This window comes from Cobetia sp. MM1IDA2H-1, assembly GCF_002916775.2.
Taxonomy (GTDB): domain Bacteria; phylum Pseudomonadota; class Gammaproteobacteria; order Pseudomonadales; family Halomonadaceae; genus Cobetia; species Cobetia marina.
Genome location: NZ_CM133225.1, coordinates 3,983,485 through 4,005,363 on the forward strand (window position 1 = coordinate 3,983,485; position 21,879 = coordinate 4,005,363).

The window sequence follows — 21,879 nt, forward strand, 5'->3', positions numbered from 1 at the left end:
GGATTACTCTCCCTCAACACGGACAAGGTAATGAACCTTGTTGATCATGCCGCGTACCGCGGGGGTGTCTTCCAGCTCGACAGTGTGACCGATGCGACGCAGCCCAAGGCCTTTCATGGTGGCCTTGTGCTTTTCGAGGACGCCGATGGTGCTGCGGATCTGGGTTACCGTGATCTTAGCTGCCATGGTGCCTTACCCCGCAATCTTGTCGACAGACAGGCCACGCTTGGCGGCGATGTCTTCCGGAGATTTCATGGCAGCGAGACCGTTGATGGTCGCGCGCACCACGTTGACCGGATTGGTGGAACCGTAGCACTTGGCCAGGACGTCATGGACGCCTGCCAGTTCGAGCACGGAACGCATCGCACCGCCGGCAATGATGCCGGTACCTTCGGATGCTGGCTGCATGTAGATCTTGGATGCGCCGTGACGAGCCTTCACCGGGTACTGCAGGGTGTGGCCCTTCAGGTCAACCTTGATCATGTTGCGACGAGCTTGGTCCATTGCCTTCTGGATCGCGACCGGCACTTCACGCGCCTTGCCACGACCGAAGCCAACACGACCATTGCCGTCACCAACGACAGTCAGAGCGGTGAAACCGAAGATACGGCCGCCCTTGACTACCTTGGCGACGCGGTTGATCTGCACGAGCTTCTCTTGCAGGTCACCGCCCTTCTGTTCGATATTCGCCATCGTAAAACCCTTTAGAATTCCAGGCCGCCTTCACGTGCGGCATCGGCCAGGGCCTTCACGCGACCGTGGTACTTGTACCCGGAGCGATCGAAAGCCACTTGCTTGATACCCGCTTCCTTCGCGCGCTCGGCAATCAGAGCACCCACCTTGGCGGCGGAGTCCGAGTTACCGGTAGAACCTTCGCGCAGGCTCTTGTCGAGCGTGGATGCGGTGGCCAGGACCTGGCCGCCATCCGGCGAGATGATCTGCGCGTAGATGTGACGCGGGGTGCGGTTCACGCACAGGCGAAACACGCCCAGCTCGCGGATTTTCGCACGAGCGCGGCGGGCACGACGGAGACGAGATTCTTTCTTCGCGTTCATAACCCTGCCTTACTTCTTCTTGGCTTCTTTACGACGGACGACTTCGTCGCTGTACCGAATACCTTTGCCCTTGTAGGGCTCCGGCGGACGGAACGCGCGAATCTCTGCGGCGACCTGACCCAAAGCCTGCTTGTCAGCAGATTTCAGGACGATCTGAGTGTTCTTCGGCGTTTCAGCCGTAACACTTGCCGGCAGTTCATAGTCGACCGGGTGTGAGAAGCCCAGTGTCAGGTTGATTGTCTGGCCTTTGGCCTGGGCACGATAACCCACACCATTGATTTCCAGAGACTTGGTGAAGCCTTCGGAAACACCAGACACCATGTTGTTGACCAGAGCACGTGTGGTACCAACCATTGCCCAGTTCTTGGCAGTCTCAGCCGGGGCGAAGGTCATCTGACCTTCTTCCAGGTTGATGACCACGTCCTGGTGGACGGTCAGTTCCAGCTGGCCATTGCTGCCCTTCACGGTCAGCTTGTCGCCATCGAGTTTTGCCTCGACGCCGTTCGGCAATTTAACCGGATACTTGGCTACGCGGGACATTCCAAACTCCTAGAATACGGTGCAGAGGACTTCGCCGCCGACACCAGCTTGACGGGCCGCACGATCGGTCATCACGCCCCGGGAGGTGGAAACGATCGCAATACCCAGGCCATCTGCGACTTTCGGCAGCTCGCCCTTGCCTTTGTACTGGCGCAGGGACGGCTTGGAAACACGCTTGATGTTCTCGATAACCGCCTTGCCTTCAAAGTACTTGAGGGTCACGGTCAGTTCCGGCTTCGCGCCTTCTGCGACAGCAAACTCGGAAATGTAACCCTCTTCCTTCAATACGCGGGCCACTTCAACCTTGAGCTTGGAAGACGGCATGGTAACCGTCTCCTTGGTGGCCATCTGCGCATTGCGGATACGAGTGAACATATCCGCCAGAGTGTCTTGCATGCTCATTTACGTTGCGCTCCTGAATTCTTGCAGTGGTGTTACCAGCTGGACTTGGTCAGACCAGGCACGTCACCACGCATAGCGGCTTCACGCAGCTTGTTGCGGCTCAGGCCGAACTTGTTGTAGTAGCCGTGCGGACGGCCAGTGATACGGCAGCGGTTACGCTGACGGACCGGGCTGGCATCACGCGGCAGCTGCTGCAGTTTCAGCTGTGCGTCGAAGCGCTCTTCTTCAGAAGCGTTGACGTCATTGATGATGGTCTTCAGTGCGTCGCGCTTGGCGGCGTACTTTGCGACCAGCTTGGTGCGCTTGAGCTCACGCTCAACCATGCTTTTCTTTGCCATGATCCACCCTTATTTCTTGAACGGGAAGTTCAGCGCGCCCAGCAACGCACGACCTTCATCATCGGTGTTGGCGCTAGTGGTGATGGTGATGTCCAGGCCACGAATCCGGTCGATCTTATCATACTCGATCTCCGGGAAGATGATCTGCTCACGCACACCCATGGAGTAGTTTCCACGGCCATCGAAGGACTTCGGGTTCAGACCGCGGAAGTCACGAACGCGCGGGATAGCCACGTTCACGAGACGGTCCAGGAAGTCCCACATACGATCGCTGCGCAGGGTCACCTTGACACCGATCGGCCATCCTTCGCGGACCTTGAAGCCAGCGATGGACTTGCGTGCCTTGGTGATGATCGGCTTCTGACCAGACAGCATCTGGAGATCGGCAAACGCGTTGTCGATCAGCTTCTTGTCAGCGGTGGCTTCACCGATGCCCATGTTCAGGGTCACCTTGGTGATACGCGGCACCTGCATCACGTTGGCGTAGCCGAACTGCTCTTTAAGCTGGGCGGCCACTTCGTTCTGATAACGTTCTTTCAAGTTCGCCATGTTGTACCCGACTCGCGTTAGGCGTCGATCAGCTTCTGAGTCGACTTAAAGATGCGTACCTTAGTACCGTCTTCCTGAACCTGGATACCGACACGATCCGCCTTGCCGGTCTCCTGGTTGAAGATGGCCACGTTGGACGCGTGAATCGGAGCCTCGCGCTCGACGATACCCCCCTGGGTGCCCAGCATCGGGTTGGGCTTGGTGTGACGCTTGATCATGTTCACACCGGACACTAGCAGACGCTCACCTTTCAGCACCTTGCTGATGGTACCGCGCTTGCCCTTGTCCTTCCCGGCGATGACGATGACTTCATCGTCACGTTTGATCTTTTGCATATCCGCTTCCGCTCCTTACAGCACTTCGGGCGCCAGGGAAATGATCTTCATGAACTTCTCACTGCGAAGTTCACGGGTAACCGGGCCGAAGATACGGGTACCGATCGGCTGTTCGTTGGTGTTATTCAACAGAACGGCCGCATTACCGTCGAAGCGGATCACGGAACCGTCATTACGACGGACACCGGCTTTGGTACGAACGACCACTGCCTTCATGACTTGGCCTTTCTTGACCTTGCCACGCGGGATAGCTTCTTTGACGGTGACCTTGATGATGTCTCCAACACGAGCGTAACGGCGGTGTGAACCACCCAGCACCTTGATGCATTGCACCCGGCGCGCGCCACTGTTGTCGGCGACATCCAGCATTGTCTGAGTCTGAATCATCGGTTTTCTCCAAACCTAATCTGACTGCCTGGTGGGAACTGGCCTAGGGATCAACCCTTGGCCTGTTCAACCACCTCGACCAGGGTCCAGGCTTTCTTCTTGGACAGCGGACGAGTCTCGGCGATAGAGACGGTGTCACCGATCCGAGCCTGATTCGCCTCATCATGGGCGTGCAGCTTGGTGGAGCGTCTCAGGTACTTGCCATAGATCGGGTGACGCTCACGGCGCTCGACCATGACAACGATGGATTTTTCCATCTTGTCACTCACCACCTTGCCGGTGAGTGTGCGTGCTTTAGTTTCTTCGGCCATTTTACTCACCTGACTTCTGGTTGAGCACAGTCTTAACCTGAGCAATTTGGCGACGAGTCTGCTTGAGCAGGTGAACCTGGCTCAGCTGACCGGTAGCCTTCTGCATGCGCAGATTGAATTGCTCACGCAGCAGTTCGAACAACTGCTCCTGGAGCGCCTCGACTGACTTTTCACGGAGTTCTTGGGCTTTCATCACATCACCGTCCGCTTAACAAAGGTGGTGGAGATCGGCATCTTCATAGCGGCCAGACTGAATGCTTCACGGGCCAGCTCTTCGGATACACCTTCGATCTCGTAAAGGACCTTGCCGGGCTGGATCTGTGCGACCCAGTACTCGACAGAACCCTTACCTTTACCCATACGAACTTCCAACGGCTTGTTGGAAATCGGCTTGTCTGGGAAGACGCGGATCCAGATCTTACCGCCACGCTTGACGTGACGAGTGATGGCACGACGGCCAGCTTCGATCTGACGAGCGGTGATACGACCACGGCCGGTGGCTTTCAGGCCAAACTCACCAAAGCTTACCTTGCTTCCGCGATGCGCCAGGCCACGATTGCGACCTTTCTGCATCTTGCGGAATTTCATACGCTTGGGCTGTAACATCGATTACCCCCTTACTTGCCTTTCTTCTTGGGTGCGGACGCGGGCTGCTTCGCCTTGGCTCGCACCTCTTCGATGCCACCGAGGATCTCGCCTTTGAAGATCCAGACCTTGACACCAATGATGCCGTAGGTGGTGTGAGCTTCGAAGGTGGAGTAATCAATGTCAGCACGCAGGGTGTGAAGCGGAACGCGGCCTTCGCGGTACCATTCGGTACGGGCGATTTCGGCACCGCCGAGACGACCGGAGAGCTGAATCTTGATGCCCTTGGCGCCCAGACGCATTGCGTTCTGCACAGCACGCTTCATCGCACGACGGAACATGACACGACGCTCGAGCTGACCTGCCACATTGGCAGCGACCAGCTTGGCATCGAGTTCCGGCTTGCGAATCTCCTCGATGTTGATGTGGACGGGAACGCCCATCATCTCGGAAACTTCACGACGAAGGCGATCGACATCTTCACCTTTCTTACCGATCACGATACCCGGACGGGCAGTGTGAATGGTAATACGGGCGTTGTTTGCCGGACGCTCGATGCTGATGCGGCTCACGGAAGCGCTTTTCAGACGCTCTTCCAGGAATCCACGCACCTGCAGATCGTTGTTCAGTTTGTCGGCATAGGTAGCGCCTTCGGCGTACCAGACAGAGGTATGATCCTTGACAATACCCAGTCGGAAACCTGTCGGATTAACTTTCTGACCCATTGGTCGTCTCCTACTTCTCGGCTACCTTGACGGTGATATGACAAGTGCGCTTCAAGATGCGATCCGCACGGCCTTTGGCACGTGGCTGGATGCGCTTGAGCGTCATGCCCTCGTCGACACAGATAGTCGAGACGCGAAGCTCGTCAATGTCCATGCCGTTGTTTTCTTCCGCATTCGCGATCGCGGACTGCAGAACCTTGCGAACAATCTTCGCGGCCTTCTTCGGTGAGAAAGCGAGCAGATTCAGCGCCTCGGCGACCGGCTTACCGCGCACCTGGTCAGCCACCAAACGGGCCTTCTGGGCGGATAAACGAGCGCCGCGCAGCTTAGCAGCTACTTCCATCTCTTAAATCCTCTCTGGCTTACCGTTTGGCTTTTTTATCTGCAGCGTGCCCGCGGTATGTGCGGGTGGCAGCAAACTCGCCGAGCTTGTGACCGACCATTTCCTCAGAAACGAGAACCGGGACATGCTGGCGACCGTTATGGACGGCAATGGTGAGCCCGACCATGTTCGGCAGGATCATGGAACGACGCGACCAGGTCTTGATCGGTTTGCGGTCGTTCTTTTCCACTGCTGTCTCAACCTTCTTCAGCAGATGAAGGTCAATAAATGGACCTTTCTTCAGTGAACGTGGCACAGCCGTTACCTCTCAATATCTGTTACTTGGCCTTGCGGCGACGGACGATAAGCTTATCGGTGCGCTTGTTCTTGCGAGTCTTGTGACCCTTGGTCGGGACGCCCCACGGGCTGACCGGATGACGGCCACCAGAGGTACGACCTTCACCACCACCATGCGGGTGATCGACAGGGTTCATCGCGACACCGCGAACGGTCGGGCGCACGCCTCTCCAACGCTTAGCACCGGCCTTGCCCAGTTGACGGAGGCTGTGCTCGGAGTTGCCCACTTCGCCGAGTGTTGCACGGCATTCGGACAGCACCTTACGCATCTCGCCAGAGCGCAGACGCAACGTGGTGTAGTTACCGTCACGTGCCACGACCTGGGCACTGGTACCTGCACTACGAGCGATCTGAGCGCCCTTGCCCGGCTTCAGCTCTACACAGTGAACGGTGGAACCCACCGGGACATTGCGCAGCGGCAGAGCGTTGCCTTTCTTGATCGGTGCGTTGACACCGGACTCGAGACGGTCGCCAGCAGAGACACCTTTCGGTGCAATGATGTAGCGACGTTCGCCATCGAGGTACTTCACCAGCGCGATGTTCGCGCTACGGTTCGGATCGTATTCCAGGCGCTCGACGATGGCCGGAATGCCATCCTTGTTGCGCTTGAAGTCGACCAGACGGTAATGGTGACGATGACCACCGCCGATGTGGCGAGTAGTGATGCGACCATTATTGTTACGACCACCGGACTTTGACTGCTTTTCAAGCAGCGGAGCGTACGCGCGACCTTTGAAAAGTTCGTCATTGACGACTTTTACCAGGTGGCGGCGACCGGCGGAGGTAGGTTTTGTCTTAACAATTGCCATGTTCCGTACTCCTGCCTTACTCGGCGCCAGAGAAGTCTTCGATGGTCTCGCCGGCGGCCAGAGTTACATAGGCCTTGCGATAACCAGCGCGACGACCAACACCGCGAGCGGTGCGCTTGGTCTTGCCTTTCATGTTCAGAACCTGAACACGATCGACTTTCTTGCCAAACAGCTCTTCGACGGCTTTCTTGATTTCGGGCTTTGTCGCGTCGCTGGCAACCTTGAACACGTACTGGTTGTTCTCGGCAGCGACCGCGGCCTTCTCGGTCATGTGAGGACCAAGCAGGACCTTGAATACGCGTTCCTGATTCATCCCAGGTTCTCCTCGAACTTGCGCAGGGCAGCGACAGTCATCAGCACCTTGTCGTATCCGACGAGGCTGACCGGGTCAGCGCCAGCGACATTGACGACGTCAACATACGGGATGTTGCGCGCAGCCAGGTACAGATTGACGTCCTGCTCTTCTGTGACGATCAGCGCTTTCTCAAGGCCCAGTTCCTGGAGCTTGGCGATCAGCAGCTTGGTCTTCGGAGCATCGACAGTGATTGCGTCGACCGCGACCAGGCGATCCTGACGGACCAGCTCGGACAGGATGGAACGCATGGCAGCGCGATACATCTTGCGGTTGACCTTGTGCGAGTGGTCCTGCGGACGCGCTGCAAAGGTCACACCGCCAGAACGCCACAGCGGGGAACGGATGGTACCGGCACGAGCGCGGCCAGTACCTTTCTGACGCCACGGCTTCTTGCCACCGCCGGACACGTCAGAACGGGTCTTCTGAGCCACGGTACCCTGACGCGCACCAGCCAGATAGGCGGTGACGACCTGGTGAACCAGAGCCTCGTTGAAGTCCTTACCAAAGGTAGCATCGGAGACGTCTACTGCGCCGCCTGCACCTGCAAGATTAAGATTCATCGGTTAATTCCCCTCAGCGAGCTTTCACAGCGGAACGCACGATCACTTCGCCGCCCGGAGCACCTGGAACGGCACCCTTGACCAACAGAAGATTGCGCTCAGCGTCGACGCGGACCACTTCCAGGCTCTGGACGGTGGAACGGACGTTGCCCATCTGGCCAGCCATCTTCTTACCTTTGAAGACGCGGCCCGGGGTCTGACAGTTACCGATGGAACCCGGCGCGCGGTGCGACAGTGAGTTACCGTGGGTAGCGTCTTGGGTGCGGAAGTTCCAGCGCTTAACTGCGCCCTGGAAACCTTTACCCTTGGAGGTGCCAGTCACGTCAATCTTCTGACCAGCTTCAAAGAGGGATACGGTGAGTTCGCCGCCCACTGCAGGAGCTTCATCGCCTTCTTCCAGGCGGAACTCCATCAGGGAACGACCAGCCTCAACACCCGCCTTGGCATACTGACCAGCAGTTGCCTTGGTGAGGTGCTTGGCCTTGCGGGAACCAGTTGTCACCTGAATCGCATTGTAGCCATCAGTCTCGACGGACTTGATGGTCACGATGCGGTTCGGCTCAACTTCAATCACGGTAACCGGCACGGATGCGCCAGCTTCGGTGAAGACGCGGGTCATCCCGGCCTTCTTACCGACTAAACCGATAGACATGTTCAGTCTCCTTTAGTGTACGGGGCTGTCACCCGCTATGGCTGCCCTTTCCAGAGCATTCCACTAGCACATTGTATGACGCCATCCCGGCGTGGCGGCTGCTGCTCCATCATTGAGAGCGCTGGGCCGCAGTGACTAGTGAGGTATCAGTCAACCTTGATCTGGACGTCCACACCGGCGGCCAGGTCAAGCTTCATCAGCGCGTCGACAGTCTTCTCTGTCGGCTCGACGATGTCGAGAACGCGCTTGTGGGTACGAATCTCATACTGGTCACGCGCGTCCTTGTTGACGTGCGGAGAGACCAGGATGGTGTAACGCTCGCGACGGGTCGGCAGCGGGATCGGGCCACGAACCTGAGCACCGGTACGCTTTGCAGTTTCAACGATCTCTGCAGAGGACTGGTCGATCAGACGGTGGTCGAATGCTTTCAACCGGATGCGAATCTTCTGGTTTTGCATTGCCCAAAACTCCAATGGATGTCGACGGCGTAGGCCGTCACCCACGCATTCAAAGGATGCGCATTATAGGCAGACTGACATCAGGTGTCAAACATGCGAGAAAAGGGGGCCCAACAGGGCCCCCTTCTGTGTCAGGTAAGGAGAACCTTACTCGACAATCTTGGCCACGACGCCAGCGCCGACGGTACGACCGCCTTCACGGATAGCGAAGCGCAGACCATCTTCCATGGCGATCGGAGCGATCAGAGACACGACCATCTGGACGTTGTCGCCCGGCATGACCATCTCGACGCCTTCCGGCAGCTCACAGGTACCAGTGATGTCAGTGGTACGGAAGTAGAACTGCGGACGATAGCCCTTGAAGAACGGAGTGTGACGACCGCCTTCTTCCTTGGACAGAACGTAGACTTCTGCTTCGAACTTGGTGTGCGGCTTGATGGAGCCCGGCTTGGCCAGAACCTGGCCACGCTCGACGTCATCACGCTTGGTGCCACGCAGCAGAGCGCCGACGTTCTCACCAGCACGACCTTCGTCCAGCAGCTTGCGGAACATCTCGACACCGGTAACGGTAGTCTTGGTGGTGTCACGCACGCCGATGATCTCGATCTCTTCGCCAGTCTTGACCAGACCACGCTCGATGCGGCCAGTCACGACGGTACCACGGCCAGAGATGGAGAAGACGTCTTCGATCGGCATCAGGAACGGCTGGTCGATAGCACGCTCCGGCTCCGGGATGTACGCATCCAGGGCCTTGATCAGGTTGGCAACGGCGGTAGTACCCATGCCGTTGTCATCCTTGCCTTCCAGAGCCATCAGAGCAGAACCGATGACGATCGGAGTGTCGTCACCCGGGAAGTCGTACTCGCTCAGGAGTTCGCGCACTTCCATCTCGACCAGCTCGAGCAGTTCTTCGTCATCGACCATGTCAGCCTTGTTCAGGAAGACAACGATGAACGGAACGCCGACCTGACGGGACAGCAGGATGTGCTCGCGAGTCTGCGGCATGGGGCCGTCAGCTGCGGAACAGACCAGGATAGCGCCGTCCATCTGGGCAGCACCGGTGATCATGTTCTTGACGTAGTCAGCGTGACCCGGGCAGTCGACGTGCGCGTAGTGACGCACTTCGGACTGGTATTCCACGTGAGCGGTGGAGATGGTGATACCACGCTCACGCTCTTCCGGGGCGTTATCGATGGAGTCAAACGCACGCGCGTCACCACCGAAAACTTCTGCAGAGACACGAGTCAGTGCCGCAGTCAGAGTGGTCTTGCCGTGATCGACGTGACCAATGGTGCCGACGTTGACGTGCGGCTTCGAACGCTCAAATTTTTCCTTAGCCACTGCTATAACCTCTTTCGTTAGCTAATCGGTTACTTCTGGTTGATGACGGCTTCGACGATGCTGTTCGGCGCTTCGTCGTATTTCGCAAACTCCATGGAGTAGCTTGCGCGGCCCTGGGTCTGTGAGCGCAGGTCGGTCGCATAACCGAACATCTCACCCAGCGGCACCAGTGCATTGATGATCTTGCCAGTGGAAGAATCATCCATGCCCTGAACGAGGCCACGACGACGGTTCAGGTCGCCCATGACGTCACCCATGAAATCTTCAGGCGTGACGACTTCGACTTTCATGAGCGGCTCAAGCAGCACTGCACCCGCTTTCGGGGCACCGGCCTTGATCGCCATGGAAGAGGCAACCTTGAACGCGGTCTCGTTGGAGTCGACGTCGTGGTAGGAACCATCGAACAGCGTGACCTTGACGTCGATCATCGGATAACCGGCGATGACACCATTCTTGAGCTGCTCAGCGGCACCCTTCTCGACGGCCGGCACGTATTCCTTCGGAACCGCACCACCGACGATCTCGGACTCGAACTTGAAGGTCATTTCTTCGTCGTCGCCCTTGTCCTCTGCAGTCAGAGGCTCAATGCGAAGCCAGACGTGACCGAACTGACCACGACCACCGGACTGACGAACGAACTTGCCTTCCTGCTCGACCTTGGTGCGGATGGTCTCACGGTAAGCCACCTGCGGCTTGCCGATGTTCGCCTCGACATTGAACTCGCGACGCATGCGGTCAACGAGGATGTCCAGGTGAAGCTCACCCATACCGGAGATGATGGTCTGACCAGACTCTTCGTCGGTCTCGACGCGGAAGGACGGATCTTCCTGGGCCAGCTTGCCCAGTGCGACACCCATCTTTTCCTGGTCGGCCTTGGACTTCGGCTCGACGGCGACGGAGATGACCGGCTCAGGGAATTCCATGCGCTCAAGCACGATCTTGTTGTCCGGATCACACAGGGTATCCCCGGTGGTCACGTCTTTCAGACCGATACATGCGGCGATATCGCCAGCATAGACTTCCTTGATCTCCTCACGAGAGTTGGAGTGCATCTGGACGATACGACCGACACGCTCCTTCTTGCTCTTGACGGAGTTGAAGACGCCATCGCCAGACTTCAGCACGCCCGAGTAGACGCGGATGAAGGTCAGGGTACCCACGAACGGGTCGGTCGCGATCTTGAACGCCAGCGCCGCGAACGGAGCCTTGTCGTCAGCTTCGCGGGTCTCGATGGTACCGTCCTTGTCGTCAAGCTCACCTTCGATGGCCTTGACTTCAAGCGGAGACGGCATGTATTCGATGACCGCATCCAGAACCGCCTGGACACCCTTGTTCTTGAAGGCAGAACCACAGGTCACGAGGCAGATTTCGTTGGCCAGGGTACGCTGACGCAGCGCAGCCTTGACTTCTTCCTCGGTCAGGTCGCCTTCTTCAAGGTACTTGTCCATCAGTTCTTCGGACGCTTCAGCAGCAGACTCGAGCATGTGCTCACGCCATTCGGCAGCTGTGTCTTGCAGCTCAGCCGGAATGTCGATCAGCTCATAGTTCATGCCGTGATTGTCTTCGTCCCAGACGATCGCCTTCATCTTGATCAGGTCGATGACGCCCTTGAACTCGTCTTCCGCGCCCCAGTTGATCTGGATCGGCACGGCGTTCGCGCCCAGGCGCTTGCGCACCTGTTCGACGACCATGAAGAAGTCCGCGCCAGCGCGGTCCATCTTGTTGACGAAGATCATGCGCGGAACTTCGTAACGGTTGGCCTGACGCCAGACAGTTTCTGTCTGCGGCTGGACACCGGAAGAACCACACAGCACCACGACCGCGCCATCGAGAACACGCAGTGAACGCTCGACTTCAACAGTGAAGTCAACGTGCCCCGGAGTATCGATGATGTTGATACGGTGCTCGTCGAACTGCTTGTTCATGCCCTGCCAGAAGCAGGTGGTCGCCGCAGAGGTGATCGTGATGCCACGTTCCTGTTCCTGCTCCATCCAGTCCATGGTGGCAGCACCATCGTGGACTTCGCCGACCTTGTGGGACAGGCCGGTGTAGAACAGGACGCGCTCGGTAGTGGTAGTCTTACCGGCGTCGACGTGGGCACAGATACCGATGTTGCGGTAACGCTTAAGTGGAGTCTTGCGTGCCACGGTGAGTATCCCCGTTGTTTAGAAGCGGTAGTGGGAGAAGGCCTTGTTGGCTTCTGCCATGCGGTGCACGTCTTCACGCTTCTTCACAGCAGAACCCTTGCCTTCAGCGGCATCCAGGATCTCGCCAGAGAGGCGCTGCACCATGGTCTTTTCGCCGCGCTTGCGCGCAGCGTCCACCAGCCAACGCATGGCCAGTGCCTGGCGACGGGACGGACGAACTTCGACCGGCACCTGGTAGGTAGCACCACCGACACGACGGGACTTCACCTCAACCATCGGCTGGATGGCTTCCAACGCCTTGTCGAAGAGATCCAGCGGCTCATCATTGGAGCGTTCGGCAACACGGTCGAGGGCACCGTAAACGATGCGCTCGGCTGCAGACTTCTTGCCGCTGATCATCAGGTGGTTCATGAACTTGGCCAGGCGCTCGCTTCCGAACTTCGGATCCGGCAGGATTTCGCGCTTAGCTGCTACACGTCTTCTAGGCATGATAAGCCCTCAGTAGAAGGGTCCTTCAGGTAAACCCGGGATGCCTCGCGATGGACGCGACACCCGACCTTACTCTTATCAGACCGATATTAAACTTTGAATTACGCCTTCGGACGCTTGGCGCCGTACTTGGAACGGCCCTGCTTACGGTTCTGCACGCCAGAGGTATCCAGTGCACCACGAACGGTGTGGTAACGGACACCCGGCAAATCCTTCACACGACCGCCACGGATCAGAACAACAGAGTGTTCCTGAAGGTTGTGACCTTCACCGCCGATGTAGGAAGAGACTTCGAAGCCGTTGGTCAGGCGAACACGGCAGACCTTACGGAGTGCGGAGTTCGGCTTCTTCGGGGTAGTGGTGTATACGCGAGTACACACGCCACGCTTCTGCGGGCATGCCTGCAGCGCAGGGACGTCACTCTTGGACGCCTGACGCTTGCGCGGCTTGCGCACGAGCTGGTTTACGGTTGCCATTTGCTTGCTCCAATGGGTTGTACTGCCTTCCAACAATCGGACAGGATGCACCTGCCCTACTGTTAAAGGCTGCATATTCTAGGGCTTGGGCCACAAGGGCGTCAACCCCGCCGTCAGCGACGGCGGGGCTCAAGACCTCAGAGGTCGTCGTCGTCCGCGTCGAGAGCGGTCAGCTGGGCACCCAGCTCCTGCTCGACGTCCTGTGCCGACGGGGCCGGTGCGAGCGGCAGGCCATCACGACGGCGGCGACGCTCATCGTGATAAGCCAGGCCAGTACCCGCCGGGATCAGGCGACCCACCACGACGTTCTCCTTCAGACCACGGAGATAATCGCGCTTGCCGGTGACAGAGGCTTCGGTCAGAACTCGTGTGGTCTCCTGGAAGGAGGCCGCCGAGATGAACGATTCTGTCGCCAGGCTCGCCTTGGTGATACCGAGCAGGATGCGGTCGAACTTGGCCGGGAACTTGCCTTCGGCCTCGAGACGCATGTTCTCTTCGACGACACGGGCGTATTCCACCTGGTCGCCGGTGATGAAGCTGGAATCGCCGGAATCGGTGATCTCCACCTTGCGCAGCATCTGACGCACGATGACTTCGATGTGCTTGTCGTTGATGCCGACACCCTGGAGGCGATAGACCTCCTGGACTTCGGTGGTGATGTACTTGGTCATTTCCGCGACGCCGAGCAGACGCAGGATATCGTGCGGATTGCTCGGGCCATCGGAGATGACCTCACCCTTCTCGACCGTTTCCCCTTCGAAGACGCTGATCTGGCGCCATTTCGGGATCAACAGCTCGAACGGGTCACCTTCGGCCGGCGTGATGGTCAGGCGACGCTTGCCCTTGGTTTCCTTGCCGAAGGTCACGGTACCGGAGATCTCGGCCAGGATGGCCGGTTCCTTCGGACGACGTGCTTCGAACAGGTCGGCAACGCGCGGCAGACCACCGGTGATGTCCTTGTTACCGGACGCTTCCATCGGGATACGTGCGATGACGTCACCCACACCGACGGCTGCGCCATTCTCGGCGGACACGACGGCATTGCCCGGCAGCAGGTACTGGACCGGCGTGTTGGAGCCCGGCAGTGTCACGTGCTTGCCACTGGAATCCACCAGCATGATCATCGGACGCTTGTCACGTGCCGCGGACGGACGCGAGGCGCTCTCGATGACTTCGATGGAGGACAGGCCTGTCATCTCGTCGGTGGTACGGTTGATGGTCTGACCATCTTCCATGTCCGTGAACTGCACCTGACCCGCCACTTCGGCGACGATCGGGTGAGTGTGCGGATCCCACTTGGCGACGGACTGACCGGACTCGACCTTGTCACCGTCACGTACGGACAGCTCGGCACCATACGGCAGCTTGTAGAACTCACGCTCACGACCGTGATCGTCAGCGACAGCCAGCGCACTGGAACGCGAGACGACGATCAGCTTGCCATCCGCGCGCTCGACCGACTTGATGTTGTGCAGACGCACGTGGCCGCCGTGCTTGACCTGGACGCTATCCACGGCAGAAGCACGCGAGGCGGCACCACCGATGTGGAAGGTACGCATGGTCAGCTGGGTACCCGGCTCACCGATGGACTGTGCCGCGATGACACCGATGGCTTCACCGACGTTGACCTGATGGCCACGCGCCAGATCACGGCCATAACAGGCCGAGCAGACACCGTGCACGGTTTCACAGCCGATGGTGGTACGCACGATGATCTCATCGACGCCCATGGTATCGAGCTGTGCACACCAGGCTTCATCCAGCAGGGTGCCGCGTGCGATCAGGACCTCATCAGAGACCGGATCGACGACATCCTGTGCCACGACACGACCCAGCACACGCTGAGACAGCGGGACGATGATGTCACCGCCTTCGATGACCGGGTGCAGGATCAGACCTTCCTGAGTGCCACAATCCGCTTCGGTGATGACCAGATCCTGGGCAACATCGACCAGACGACGCGTCAGGTAACCGGAGTTGGCGGTCTTCAGTGCCGTATCCGCCAGACCCTTACGGGCACCGTGGGTGGAGATGAAGTACTGGAGTACGTTCAGACCTTCACGGAAGTTGGCGGTGATCGGCGTCTCGATGATCGAGCCATCCGGCTTGGCCATCAGGCCACGCATGCCGGCCAGCTGACGAATCTGGGCCGCGGAACCACGAGCACCGGAGTCAGCCATGATGAAGACGCTGTTGAACGACTCCTGCTCCATCGGCTTGCCGTCTTCGCCGTTGACCACTTCGCCCTTCCAGTTGACGACGGTCTCTTTCGAGATACCCGCCATCATCTCCTTGGCGACACGGTCGTTGGCACGCGCCCAGATATCGATGACCTTGTTGTACTTCTCGCCCGCGGTCACGAGACCGGAGGAGAACTGGTCTTCGATCTCTTTCACTTCGTCTTCGGCCGCGTCGATGATGACCTTCTTCGCGTCCGGAATGACGAAGTCGTTGACGCCGATGGAGGCGCCGGACCAGGTCGCGAGACGGAAGCCGGTGTACATCAGCTGGTCAGCGAAGATGACGGTGTCCTTCAGACCGACACGACGGTACGCCTCGTTGATCAGACCGGAGATGGCTTTCTTCTTCATCACCTGGTTGATCAGCTCGAACGGCATGCCCTTCGGCAGAATGCGGAACAGCAGTGCGCGACCGATGGTGGTGTCGTGCAGGGACGTCTTCTCGTACAGCTCGCCGGATTCTTCATCCTTGAGCGTCTCGGTCAGACGGACCTTGACCATCGCGTGCAGGTGAGCGCTGTGCGTGCCGAAGGCACGCTCGACTTCACCCAGGTTCGCGAAGGCCATGCCCTCACCCTTGGCACCGATCTTCTCGCGGGTCATGTAGTACAGACCCAGCACGACGTCCTGGGACGGCACGATGATCGGCTCGCCGTTGGCCGGCGACAGCACGTTGTTGGTCGACATCATCAACGCACGCGCTTCCAGCTGGGCTTCCAGCGTCAGCGGTACGTGAACGGCCATCTGGTCACCATCGAAGTCGGCGTTGTACGCCGCGCAGACCAGCGGGTGCAGCTGGATGGCCTTGCCTTCGATCAGCAGCGGCTCGAACGCCTGGATACCCAGACGGTGCAGAGTCGGGGCACGGTTCAGCAGCACCGGGTGCTCGCGGATGACGTCGGCGAGGAAATCCCAGACTTCCGGGGCTTCACGCTCGACCATCTTCTTGGCGGCCTTGATGGTGCTGGCGTGACCGGAGGCCTGCAGCTTGGCGTAGATGAACGGCTTGAACAGCTCAAGCGCCATCTTCTTCGGCAGACCACACTGGTGCAGACGCAGGGTCGGGCCGACGGTGATGACGGAACGACCGGAGTAGTCGACACGCTTGCCCAGCAGGTTCTGACGGAAACGACCCTGCTTGCCCTTGATCATGTCGGCCAGTGACTTCAGCGGACGCTTGTTGGAACCGGTGATGGCGCGACCGCGACGACCGTTGTCGAGCAGTGCATCCACGGATTCCTGCAGCATGCGCTTCTCGTTGCGCACGATGATGTCCGGCGCATTGAGGTCGAGCAGACGCTTGAGGCGGTTGTTGCGGTTGATCACGCGGCGATACAGATCGTTCAGATCCGAGGTCGCGAAGCGGCCGCCGTCCAGCGGTACCAGCGGACGCAGGTCCGGCGGCAGCACTGGCAGCACTTCCATGATCATCCAGCCCGGCTTGTTGCCGGAATAGTAGAAGGCTTCCAGCAGCTTGAGGCGCTTGGACAGCTTCTTGATCTTGGTCTCGGAGTTGGTCTGCGGAATCTCTTCGCGCAGGCGCTCGACCTCTTCTTCCAGCTCGATGTCCTCGAGCAGCGCCTTGATGGCCTCGGCACCCATGCGGGCATCGAAGTCATCGCCGAATTCTTCCAGCGCCTCGAAGTACTGCTCATCATTGAGCAGATGACCCTTCTCGAGGGTCGTCATGCCCGGATCGATGACCACGAAGCTTTCGAAGTACAGCACACGCTCGATATCACGCAGAGTCATGTCGAGCAGCATGCCGATACGGGACGGCAGCGACTTCAGGAACCAGATGTGCGCGACCGGGCTGGCCAGTTCGATGTGAGCCATACGCTCACGACGCACTGCCGCCTTGGTCACTTCAACGCCACACTTCTCACAGATGATGCCGCGATGCTTCATCCGCTTGTACTTGCCACACAGGCACTCGTAGTCCTTCACCGGACCAAAGATCTTGGCACAGAAAAGACCATCACGTTCCGGCTTGAATGTCCGGTAATTGATGGTTTCAGGCTTCTTCACTTCACCAAAAGACCACGAGCGAATCATGTCCGGAGACGCCAGGGTAATCTTGATGGCGTCGAATTCTTCGGACTGCGCCTGCGATTTGAGAACTTTCACCAAATCTTTCATGGGTCGCTCCGTTGCGGAGTTGTCATGGGCAAAGCCTGGCTGCTGACACCAGGCTTTGCGGACCGTCAATACTTGTGGCTTTTCGGCGTCAGCCTTCCAGCTCCATGTCGATACCCAGCGAGCGGATTTCCTTCACCAGCACGTTGAAGGATTCGGGCATGCCCGCCTGCATGGTGTGATCGCCATCTACGATGCTCTTGTACATCTTGGTACGGCCTTCCACGTCATCGGACTTGACCGTGAGCATCTCCTGGAGGGTGTAGGCAGCGCCGTACGCCTCGAGGGCCCAGACCTCCATCTCACCGAAGCGCTGACCACCAAACTGCGCCTTACCACCCAGCGGCTGCTGCGTGACGAGGGAGTAGGAGCCGGTCGAACGCGCATGCATCTTGTCATCCACCAGGTGGTTGAGCTTGAGCATGTACATGTAACCGACGGTCACCTTGCGATCGAACTTCTCGCCGGTGCGGCCATCGTAGAGGTCCATCTGTCCGGAATCGGGGATACCGGCCAGCGTGAGCAACTGCTTGATCTCGTGTTCCTTGGCACCATCGAAGACCGGCGTCGCCATCGGCACGCCCTTCTTCAGGTTGTGCGCCATGGTGATGATCTCGTCATCACTGAGCACGGAGAGGTCTTCCTGGCGGCCACCGACGGTGTTGTACACCTTGTCGAGGAACTCGCGGATCTGCTTGACCTGCTCGGCACGCTCTTCGCGCAGCATGTGCTCGATCTTCACGCCCAGACCACGCGCGGCCATGCCGAGGTGGGTCTCGAGGATCTGACCGACGTTCATGCGCGACGGAACACCCAGCGGGTTCAGCACGACATCTACCGGCTCGCCGTAACCATCGAACGGCATGTCTTCCACCGGCATGATCGCGGAGATGACACCCTTGTTACCGTGACGACCGGCCATCTTGTCACCCGGCTGGATACGGCGCTTCACGGCGACGTATACCTTGACGATCTTGAGCACGCCCGGTGCCAGATCATCGCCCTGGGTGAGCTTGCGCTTCTTGTCTTCGAAGCGCTCGTCCATCTCGCGACGACGGATCTCGAGCTGCTCATCGGCCTGGGCCAGCAGCTCATTGAGAGATTCATCCTGCAGACGCAGCTTGAACCACTCCTGACGCGGCAGGGCCTCGAGGTAGTCATCGGTCAGCACGTCGCCCTTCTTGAGCTTCGGACCACCGTTGACCGCCTGACCGACCAGGTTGCGCTGCAGACGCTCGAAGGTCGCCTCTTCCGCGATGCGGTAGGTTTCCTGCAGGTCCTTGCGGACCTCGGCCAGCTGCATCTGCTCGATGGAGAGCGCACGCTGATCCTTCTCGACGCCGTCACGGGTGAAGACCTGAACGTCGATGACGGTGGCCTTCATGCCGGTCGGGGCACGCAGAGAGGTGTCCTTCACGTCGGACGCCTTCTCGCCGAAGATGGCACGCAGCAGCTTCTCTTCCGGCGTCAGCTGGGTCTCGCCCTTCGGCGTGACCTTGCCGACCAGGATGTCGCCCGGATTCAGCTCGGCACCGATGTAGACGACACCGGACTCATCCAGCTTGGAGAGTGCGGACTCGCCGACGTTCGGGATATCGGACGTGATTTCTTCCGGCCCGAGCTTGGTGTCACGCGCGACACAGGTCAGTTCCTGGATGTGGATGGTGGTGAAGCGATCTTCCTGCACCACACGCTCCGAGAACAGGATGGAGTCCTCGAAGTTGAAGCCGTTCCAGGGCATGAACGCCAGACGCATGTTCTGACCCAGTGCCAGATCCCCCATGTCGACGGACGGGCCGTCGGCCAGGATATCGCCGATGGCGACTTCGTCGCCCGGGCGCACGATCGGACGCTGGTTCTGACAGGTGTTCTGGTTCGAGCGGACGTACTTGGTCAGGTTGTAGATATCAACGCCGGCTTCACCGCCGATGATCTCTTCTTCCCGCACACGCACGACGATACGCTTGGCATCGACGGAGTCGATGACACCGCCACGACGTGCCACGGCGCAGACGCCGGAGTCACGCGCCACGAAGCGCTCCATGCCGGTACCGACCAGCGGCTTGTCAGCCTTCAGGGTCGGAACGGCCTGACGCTGCATGTTCGCACCCATCAGGGCGCGGTTGGCATCATCGTGCTCGAGGAACGGGATCAATGCCGCAGCGACGGAGACGACCTGACGCGGAGACACGTCCATCATGGTGACCTTTTCCGGCGCCATGAAGGTAGTCTCGCCACGGTGACGCACCTGAACCAGGTCGTCGACCAGACGGTTGTTCTCGTCGACGGTCGCGGAGGCCTGGGCGATGATGAAATCGCCTTCCTCGATCGCGGACAGATCGACGACGTCGTCGGTGACCTGACAATCCACGACCTTGCGGTACGGCGTCTCGAGGAAGCCATAGCTGTTGGTCTTGGAGTAGGTCGCCAGGGAGTTGATCAGACCGATGTTCGGGCCTTCCGGCGTCTCGATCGGGCACAGACGGCCGTAGTGCGTGGCGTGAACGTCACGAACTTCGAAGCCGGCGCGCTCACGGGTCAGACCACCCGGACCAAGCGCGGAGACACGGCGCTTGTGCGTCACTTCGGACAGCGGGTTGTTCTGATCCATGAACTGGGAGAGCTGGCTGGAACCGAAGAATTCCTTCACCGCCGCCGCAACCGGCTTGGCGTTGATGAGATCCTGCGGCATCAGGCCTTCGCTCTCGGCCATGGAGAGACGCTCCTTGACCGCACGCTCGACACGGACCAGACCGACACGGAACTGGTTTTCCGCCATTTCGCCCACAGAGCGAATACGACGGTTGCCCAGGTGGTCGATGTCATCGACATCGCCATTGCCGTTACGGATGCTGATCAGCTCCTGCATGACGGTCAGGATATCGTCCTGATCGAGCACGCCGCTGCCGGTATCGCTTTCGCGACGCAGGCGACGGTTGAACTTCATGCGACCCACGCCCGACAGGTCGTAGCGGTCTTCGCTGAAGAACAGGTTCTGGAACAGTGATTCTGCCGCGTCCTTGGTGGGCGGCTCGCCCGGACGCATCATGCGGTAGATCTCGACCAGTGCCTCGAGCTGATTACGCGTGGTATCCAGCTTCAATGTGTCAGACACGAACGGACCGCAATCCAGATCGTTGGTGTAGATGACCTCGAACTGGGTGATCTTGGCCTGGGCCATCTTCTCCAGCAGTTCCGGGGTGATCTCGCTGTTGCATTCGCACACCAGCTCACCGGTGGCCGGATCGATCTGATCCTTGGCCAGCACCTTGCCGTAGAGGTACTCCATCGGCACTTCGAGACGCTCGAGGCCGGAGTTTTCCATCTGACGGACGTGCTTCTGGGTGATGCGACGACCTTCTTCCACGATCACGCTGCCATCGGCATCCTTGATGTCGAAGGCGGCAGTCTCGCCACGCAGGCGTGACGGCACCAGCTCAACGGAGAAGCCGCTGCGCTCGATGTGGTACATGGTGGTATCGAAGAAGGTACCGAGGATCTCTTCGCTGGTCATGCCCATGGCACGCAGCAGCACGGAGGCCGGCAGCTTGCGACGACGGTCGATACGGACGTAGACGTTGTCCTTCGGGTCAAACTCGAAGTCCAGCCAGGAACCGCGGTAAGGAATCACACGTGCGGAGTACAGCAACTTGCCGGACGAGTGGCTCTTGCCCTTGTCGTGATCGAAGAACACACCCGGCGAGCGATGCAGCTGAGACACGATGACACGTTCAGTACCATTGATGACGAAGGTACCGTTCTCTGTCATCAGGGGGATTTCCCCCATGTAGACTTCCTGCTCCTTGATGTCCTTGATCGCCTTGTTGGACGATTCCTTGTCGTAGATCATCAGGCGCACTTTCACGCGCAGCGGTGCAGAGTAGGTCACTCCGCGCAGCTGACATTCCTTTACGTCGAACGCCGGCGTACCGAAACGGTAGCTGACATACTCGAGCGCTGCGTTGCCAGAGAAACTGGCAATCGGGAACACGGACTTGAAGGCAGCGTGAAGGCCGACTTCCAGGCGCTGTTCTGGCGCCCTGTCCTGCTGGAGAAAGTCGTGGTAGGAATCAAGCTGGATGGCCAGCAGGTAAGGCACATCCATCACTTGGGGCAGTTTGCCAAAATCCTTGCGGATGCGTTTTTTCTCAGTGTATGAGTAAGCCATCTGTATTCCCCAGCTTGTTCACCTTGGGTGACCGATGCGTGGTCGGCTCATACCTGATGGCGCGGCGATGTCCATCAGGCGCGGACGGCAAGCCTCCCTTGCGGGCTGGCTCGCCGTCATAATTCGTCTTGCAACAGAAAAA

26 protein-coding genes are annotated in these 21,879 nt (G+C 59.0%); all 26 read right to left on the bottom strand.

Features of this window, described 5'->3' with window-relative positions; all coding sequences use genetic code 11:
* Positions 1-3: 3 nt before the first annotated feature.
* Positions 4-186, bottom strand: coding sequence for a 50S ribosomal protein L30 (rpmD, locus tag BOH68_RS16725; RefSeq protein ID WP_024950669.1), 183 nt, complete (start codon positions 184-186; stop codon positions 4-6).
* A 6-nt stretch (positions 187-192) separates the two neighbouring features.
* A complete protein-coding gene (rpsE, locus tag BOH68_RS16730; protein ID WP_054556902.1) occupies positions 193-693 on the bottom strand; it encodes a 30S ribosomal protein S5 in 501 nt (166 codons plus the stop codon).
* 11 nt (positions 694-704) lie between these two features.
* A complete protein-coding gene (rplR, locus tag BOH68_RS16735) occupies positions 705-1,055 on the bottom strand; it encodes a 50S ribosomal protein L18 (RefSeq protein ID WP_024950667.1) in 351 nt (116 codons plus the stop codon).
* 9 nt (positions 1,056-1,064) lie between these two features.
* Complete coding sequence (rplF, locus tag BOH68_RS16740) at positions 1,065-1,595, bottom strand: 50S ribosomal protein L6 (protein ID WP_065392564.1); 531 nt, start codon at positions 1,593-1,595, stop codon at positions 1,065-1,067.
* A 9-nt stretch (positions 1,596-1,604) separates the two neighbouring features.
* Positions 1,605-1,997: a 30S ribosomal protein S8 gene (gene rpsH, locus BOH68_RS16745; RefSeq protein WP_065392565.1), complete on the bottom strand. Its 393-nt coding sequence runs from the start codon at positions 1,995-1,997 to the stop codon at positions 1,605-1,607.
* A 32-nt stretch (positions 1,998-2,029) separates the two neighbouring features.
* Positions 2,030-2,335, bottom strand: a complete 306-nt coding sequence (rpsN, locus tag BOH68_RS16750) for a 30S ribosomal protein S14 (RefSeq protein ID WP_043334842.1) — start codon at positions 2,333-2,335, stop codon at positions 2,030-2,032.
* 9 nt (positions 2,336-2,344) lie between these two features.
* Entirely contained in the window at positions 2,345-2,884 is a 540-nt protein-coding gene (gene rplE, locus BOH68_RS16755) for a 50S ribosomal protein L5 (RefSeq protein ID WP_065392566.1), read from the bottom strand.
* A 17-nt stretch (positions 2,885-2,901) separates the two neighbouring features.
* Positions 2,902-3,219, bottom strand: coding sequence for a 50S ribosomal protein L24 (rplX, locus tag BOH68_RS16760; protein WP_043334846.1), 318 nt, complete (start codon positions 3,217-3,219; stop codon positions 2,902-2,904).
* A gap of 15 nt (positions 3,220-3,234) precedes the next feature.
* Positions 3,235-3,606, bottom strand: coding sequence for a 50S ribosomal protein L14 (gene rplN / locus BOH68_RS16765; RefSeq protein ID WP_043334850.1), 372 nt, complete (start codon positions 3,604-3,606; stop codon positions 3,235-3,237).
* A 50-nt stretch (positions 3,607-3,656) separates the two neighbouring features.
* Positions 3,657-3,917 carry a 30S ribosomal protein S17 gene (rpsQ, locus tag BOH68_RS16770; protein ID WP_043334852.1) on the bottom strand — a complete coding sequence of 87 codons (261 nt, stop codon included), beginning with the start codon at positions 3,915-3,917 and terminating at the stop codon, positions 3,657-3,659.
* 1 nt (position 3,918) lies between these two features.
* On the bottom strand, positions 3,919-4,110 hold the full coding sequence (gene rpmC, locus BOH68_RS16775; RefSeq protein ID WP_024950659.1) for a 50S ribosomal protein L29: 192 nt from the start codon (positions 4,108-4,110) through the stop codon (positions 3,919-3,921).
* Positions 4,110-4,523, bottom strand: a complete 414-nt coding sequence (gene rplP / locus BOH68_RS16780; RefSeq protein WP_043334854.1) for a 50S ribosomal protein L16 — start codon at positions 4,521-4,523, stop codon at positions 4,110-4,112. The genes rpmC and rplP overlap by 1 nt, the downstream gene beginning before the upstream one ends.
* 11 nt (positions 4,524-4,534) lie before the next feature.
* Positions 4,535-5,227, bottom strand: coding sequence for a 30S ribosomal protein S3 (rpsC, locus tag BOH68_RS16785; RefSeq protein ID WP_043334856.1), 693 nt, complete (start codon positions 5,225-5,227; stop codon positions 4,535-4,537).
* A 10-nt stretch (positions 5,228-5,237) separates the two neighbouring features.
* Positions 5,238-5,570 carry a 50S ribosomal protein L22 gene (gene rplV, locus BOH68_RS16790; protein WP_043334859.1) on the bottom strand — a complete coding sequence of 111 codons (333 nt, stop codon included), beginning with the start codon at positions 5,568-5,570 and terminating at the stop codon, positions 5,238-5,240.
* A 19-nt stretch (positions 5,571-5,589) separates the two neighbouring features.
* A complete protein-coding gene (rpsS, locus tag BOH68_RS16795; RefSeq protein WP_024950655.1) occupies positions 5,590-5,865 on the bottom strand; it encodes a 30S ribosomal protein S19 in 276 nt (91 codons plus the stop codon).
* Between the two features lie 22 nt (positions 5,866-5,887).
* Positions 5,888-6,715, bottom strand: a complete 828-nt coding sequence (rplB, locus tag BOH68_RS16800; RefSeq protein WP_043334862.1) for a 50S ribosomal protein L2 — start codon at positions 6,713-6,715, stop codon at positions 5,888-5,890.
* 16 nt (positions 6,716-6,731) lie between these two features.
* The gene (gene rplW, locus BOH68_RS16805) at positions 6,732-7,028 is read right to left on the bottom strand and encodes a 50S ribosomal protein L23 (protein WP_065392567.1); all 297 of its coding nucleotides are present in this window, start codon (positions 7,026-7,028) and stop codon (positions 6,732-6,734) included.
* The gene (gene rplD, locus BOH68_RS16810) at positions 7,025-7,630 is read right to left on the bottom strand and encodes a 50S ribosomal protein L4 (RefSeq protein ID WP_065392568.1); all 606 of its coding nucleotides are present in this window, start codon (positions 7,628-7,630) and stop codon (positions 7,025-7,027) included. The genes rplW and rplD overlap by 4 nt, the downstream gene beginning before the upstream one ends.
* Before the next feature lie 13 nt (positions 7,631-7,643).
* Positions 7,644-8,282 carry a 50S ribosomal protein L3 gene (gene rplC, locus BOH68_RS16815; protein WP_065392569.1) on the bottom strand — a complete coding sequence of 213 codons (639 nt, stop codon included), beginning with the start codon at positions 8,280-8,282 and terminating at the stop codon, positions 7,644-7,646.
* A gap of 146 nt (positions 8,283-8,428) precedes the next feature.
* Positions 8,429-8,740, bottom strand: coding sequence for a 30S ribosomal protein S10 (gene rpsJ / locus BOH68_RS16820; RefSeq protein ID WP_024950650.1), 312 nt, complete (start codon positions 8,738-8,740; stop codon positions 8,429-8,431).
* Between the two features lie 147 nt (positions 8,741-8,887).
* Positions 8,888-10,081, bottom strand: a complete 1,194-nt coding sequence (gene tuf, locus BOH68_RS16825; protein WP_065392570.1) for an elongation factor Tu — start codon at positions 10,079-10,081, stop codon at positions 8,888-8,890.
* 29 nt (positions 10,082-10,110) lie between these two features.
* Positions 10,111-12,228, bottom strand: coding sequence for an elongation factor G (fusA, locus tag BOH68_RS16830; RefSeq protein ID WP_065392571.1), 2,118 nt, complete (start codon positions 12,226-12,228; stop codon positions 10,111-10,113).
* An 18-nt stretch (positions 12,229-12,246) separates the two neighbouring features.
* The gene (rpsG, locus tag BOH68_RS16835; RefSeq protein WP_043334878.1) at positions 12,247-12,717 is read right to left on the bottom strand and encodes a 30S ribosomal protein S7; all 471 of its coding nucleotides are present in this window, start codon (positions 12,715-12,717) and stop codon (positions 12,247-12,249) included.
* 101 nt (positions 12,718-12,818) lie between these two features.
* Entirely contained in the window at positions 12,819-13,193 is a 375-nt protein-coding gene (rpsL, locus tag BOH68_RS16840; RefSeq protein ID WP_077373348.1) for a 30S ribosomal protein S12, read from the bottom strand.
* 137 nt (positions 13,194-13,330) lie between these two features.
* On the bottom strand, positions 13,331-17,572 hold the full coding sequence (rpoC, locus tag BOH68_RS16845; RefSeq protein WP_077373345.1) for a DNA-directed RNA polymerase subunit beta': 4,242 nt from the start codon (positions 17,570-17,572) through the stop codon (positions 13,331-13,333).
* Positions 17,573-17,660: 88 nt separating this feature from the next.
* Positions 17,661-21,737, bottom strand: coding sequence for a DNA-directed RNA polymerase subunit beta (gene rpoB, locus BOH68_RS16850; protein WP_077373342.1), 4,077 nt, complete (start codon positions 21,735-21,737; stop codon positions 17,661-17,663).
* Between the last annotated feature and the right edge of the window lie 142 nt (positions 21,738-21,879).

What these genes read in the sequence shown, in the direction of transcription:
- rpmD (WP_024950669.1), bottom strand. Translation starts at nt 186, where the DNA reads ATGGCAGCTAAGATCACGGTAACCCAGATCCGCAGCACCATCGGCGTC.
- rpsE (WP_054556902.1), bottom strand. Translation starts at nt 693, where the DNA reads ATGGCGAATATCGAACAGAAGGGCGGTGACCTGCAAGAGAAGCTCGTG.
- rplR (WP_024950667.1), bottom strand. Translation starts at nt 1,055, where the DNA reads ATGAACGCGAAGAAAGAATCTCGTCTCCGTCGTGCCCGCCGCGCTCGT.
- rplF (WP_065392564.1), bottom strand. Translation starts at nt 1,595, where the DNA reads ATGTCCCGCGTAGCCAAGTATCCGGTTAAATTGCCGAACGGCGTCGAG.
- rpsH (WP_065392565.1), bottom strand. Translation starts at nt 1,997, where the DNA reads ATGAGCATGCAAGACACTCTGGCGGATATGTTCACTCGTATCCGCAAT.
- rpsN (WP_043334842.1), bottom strand. Translation starts at nt 2,335, where the DNA reads ATGGCAAAGAAAAGCATGGTTGAGCGTGAGCTCAAGCGCACCAAGCTG.
- rplE (WP_065392566.1), bottom strand. Translation starts at nt 2,884, where the DNA reads ATGGCGAACTTGAAAGAACGTTATCAGAACGAAGTGGCCGCCCAGCTT.
- rplX (WP_043334846.1), bottom strand. Translation starts at nt 3,219, where the DNA reads ATGCAAAAGATCAAACGTGACGATGAAGTCATCGTCATCGCCGGGAAG.
- rplN (WP_043334850.1), bottom strand. Translation starts at nt 3,606, where the DNA reads ATGATTCAGACTCAGACAATGCTGGATGTCGCCGACAACAGTGGCGCG.
- rpsQ (WP_043334852.1), bottom strand. Translation starts at nt 3,917, where the DNA reads ATGGCCGAAGAAACTAAAGCACGCACACTCACCGGCAAGGTGGTGAGT.
- rpmC (WP_024950659.1), bottom strand. Translation starts at nt 4,110, where the DNA reads ATGAAAGCCCAAGAACTCCGTGAAAAGTCAGTCGAGGCGCTCCAGGAG.
- rplP (WP_043334854.1), bottom strand. Translation starts at nt 4,523, where the DNA reads ATGTTACAGCCCAAGCGTATGAAATTCCGCAAGATGCAGAAAGGTCGC.
- rpsC (WP_043334856.1), bottom strand. Translation starts at nt 5,227, where the DNA reads ATGGGTCAGAAAGTTAATCCGACAGGTTTCCGACTGGGTATTGTCAAG.
- rplV (WP_043334859.1), bottom strand. Translation starts at nt 5,570, where the DNA reads ATGGAAGTAGCTGCTAAGCTGCGCGGCGCTCGTTTATCCGCCCAGAAG.
- rplB (WP_043334862.1), bottom strand. Translation starts at nt 6,715, where the DNA reads ATGGCAATTGTTAAGACAAAACCTACCTCCGCCGGTCGCCGCCACCTG.
- rplW (WP_065392567.1), bottom strand. Translation starts at nt 7,028, where the DNA reads ATGAATCAGGAACGCGTATTCAAGGTCCTGCTTGGTCCTCACATGACC.
- rplD (WP_065392568.1), bottom strand. Translation starts at nt 7,630, where the DNA reads ATGAATCTTAATCTTGCAGGTGCAGGCGGCGCAGTAGACGTCTCCGAT.
- rplC (WP_065392569.1), bottom strand. Translation starts at nt 8,282, where the DNA reads ATGTCTATCGGTTTAGTCGGTAAGAAGGCCGGGATGACCCGCGTCTTC.
- rpsJ (WP_024950650.1), bottom strand. Translation starts at nt 8,740, where the DNA reads ATGCAAAACCAGAAGATTCGCATCCGGTTGAAAGCATTCGACCACCGT.
- rpsG (WP_043334878.1), bottom strand. Translation starts at nt 12,717, where the DNA reads ATGCCTAGAAGACGTGTAGCAGCTAAGCGCGAAATCCTGCCGGATCCG.
- rpsL (WP_077373348.1), bottom strand. Translation starts at nt 13,193, where the DNA reads ATGGCAACCGTAAACCAGCTCGTGCGCAAGCCGCGCAAGCGTCAGGCG.
- rpoC (WP_077373345.1), bottom strand. Translation starts at nt 17,572, where the DNA reads ATGAAAGATTTGGTGAAAGTTCTCAAATCGCAGGCGCAGTCCGAAGAA.
- rpoB (WP_077373342.1), bottom strand. Translation starts at nt 21,737, where the DNA reads ATGGCTTACTCATACACTGAGAAAAAACGCATCCGCAAGGATTTTGGC.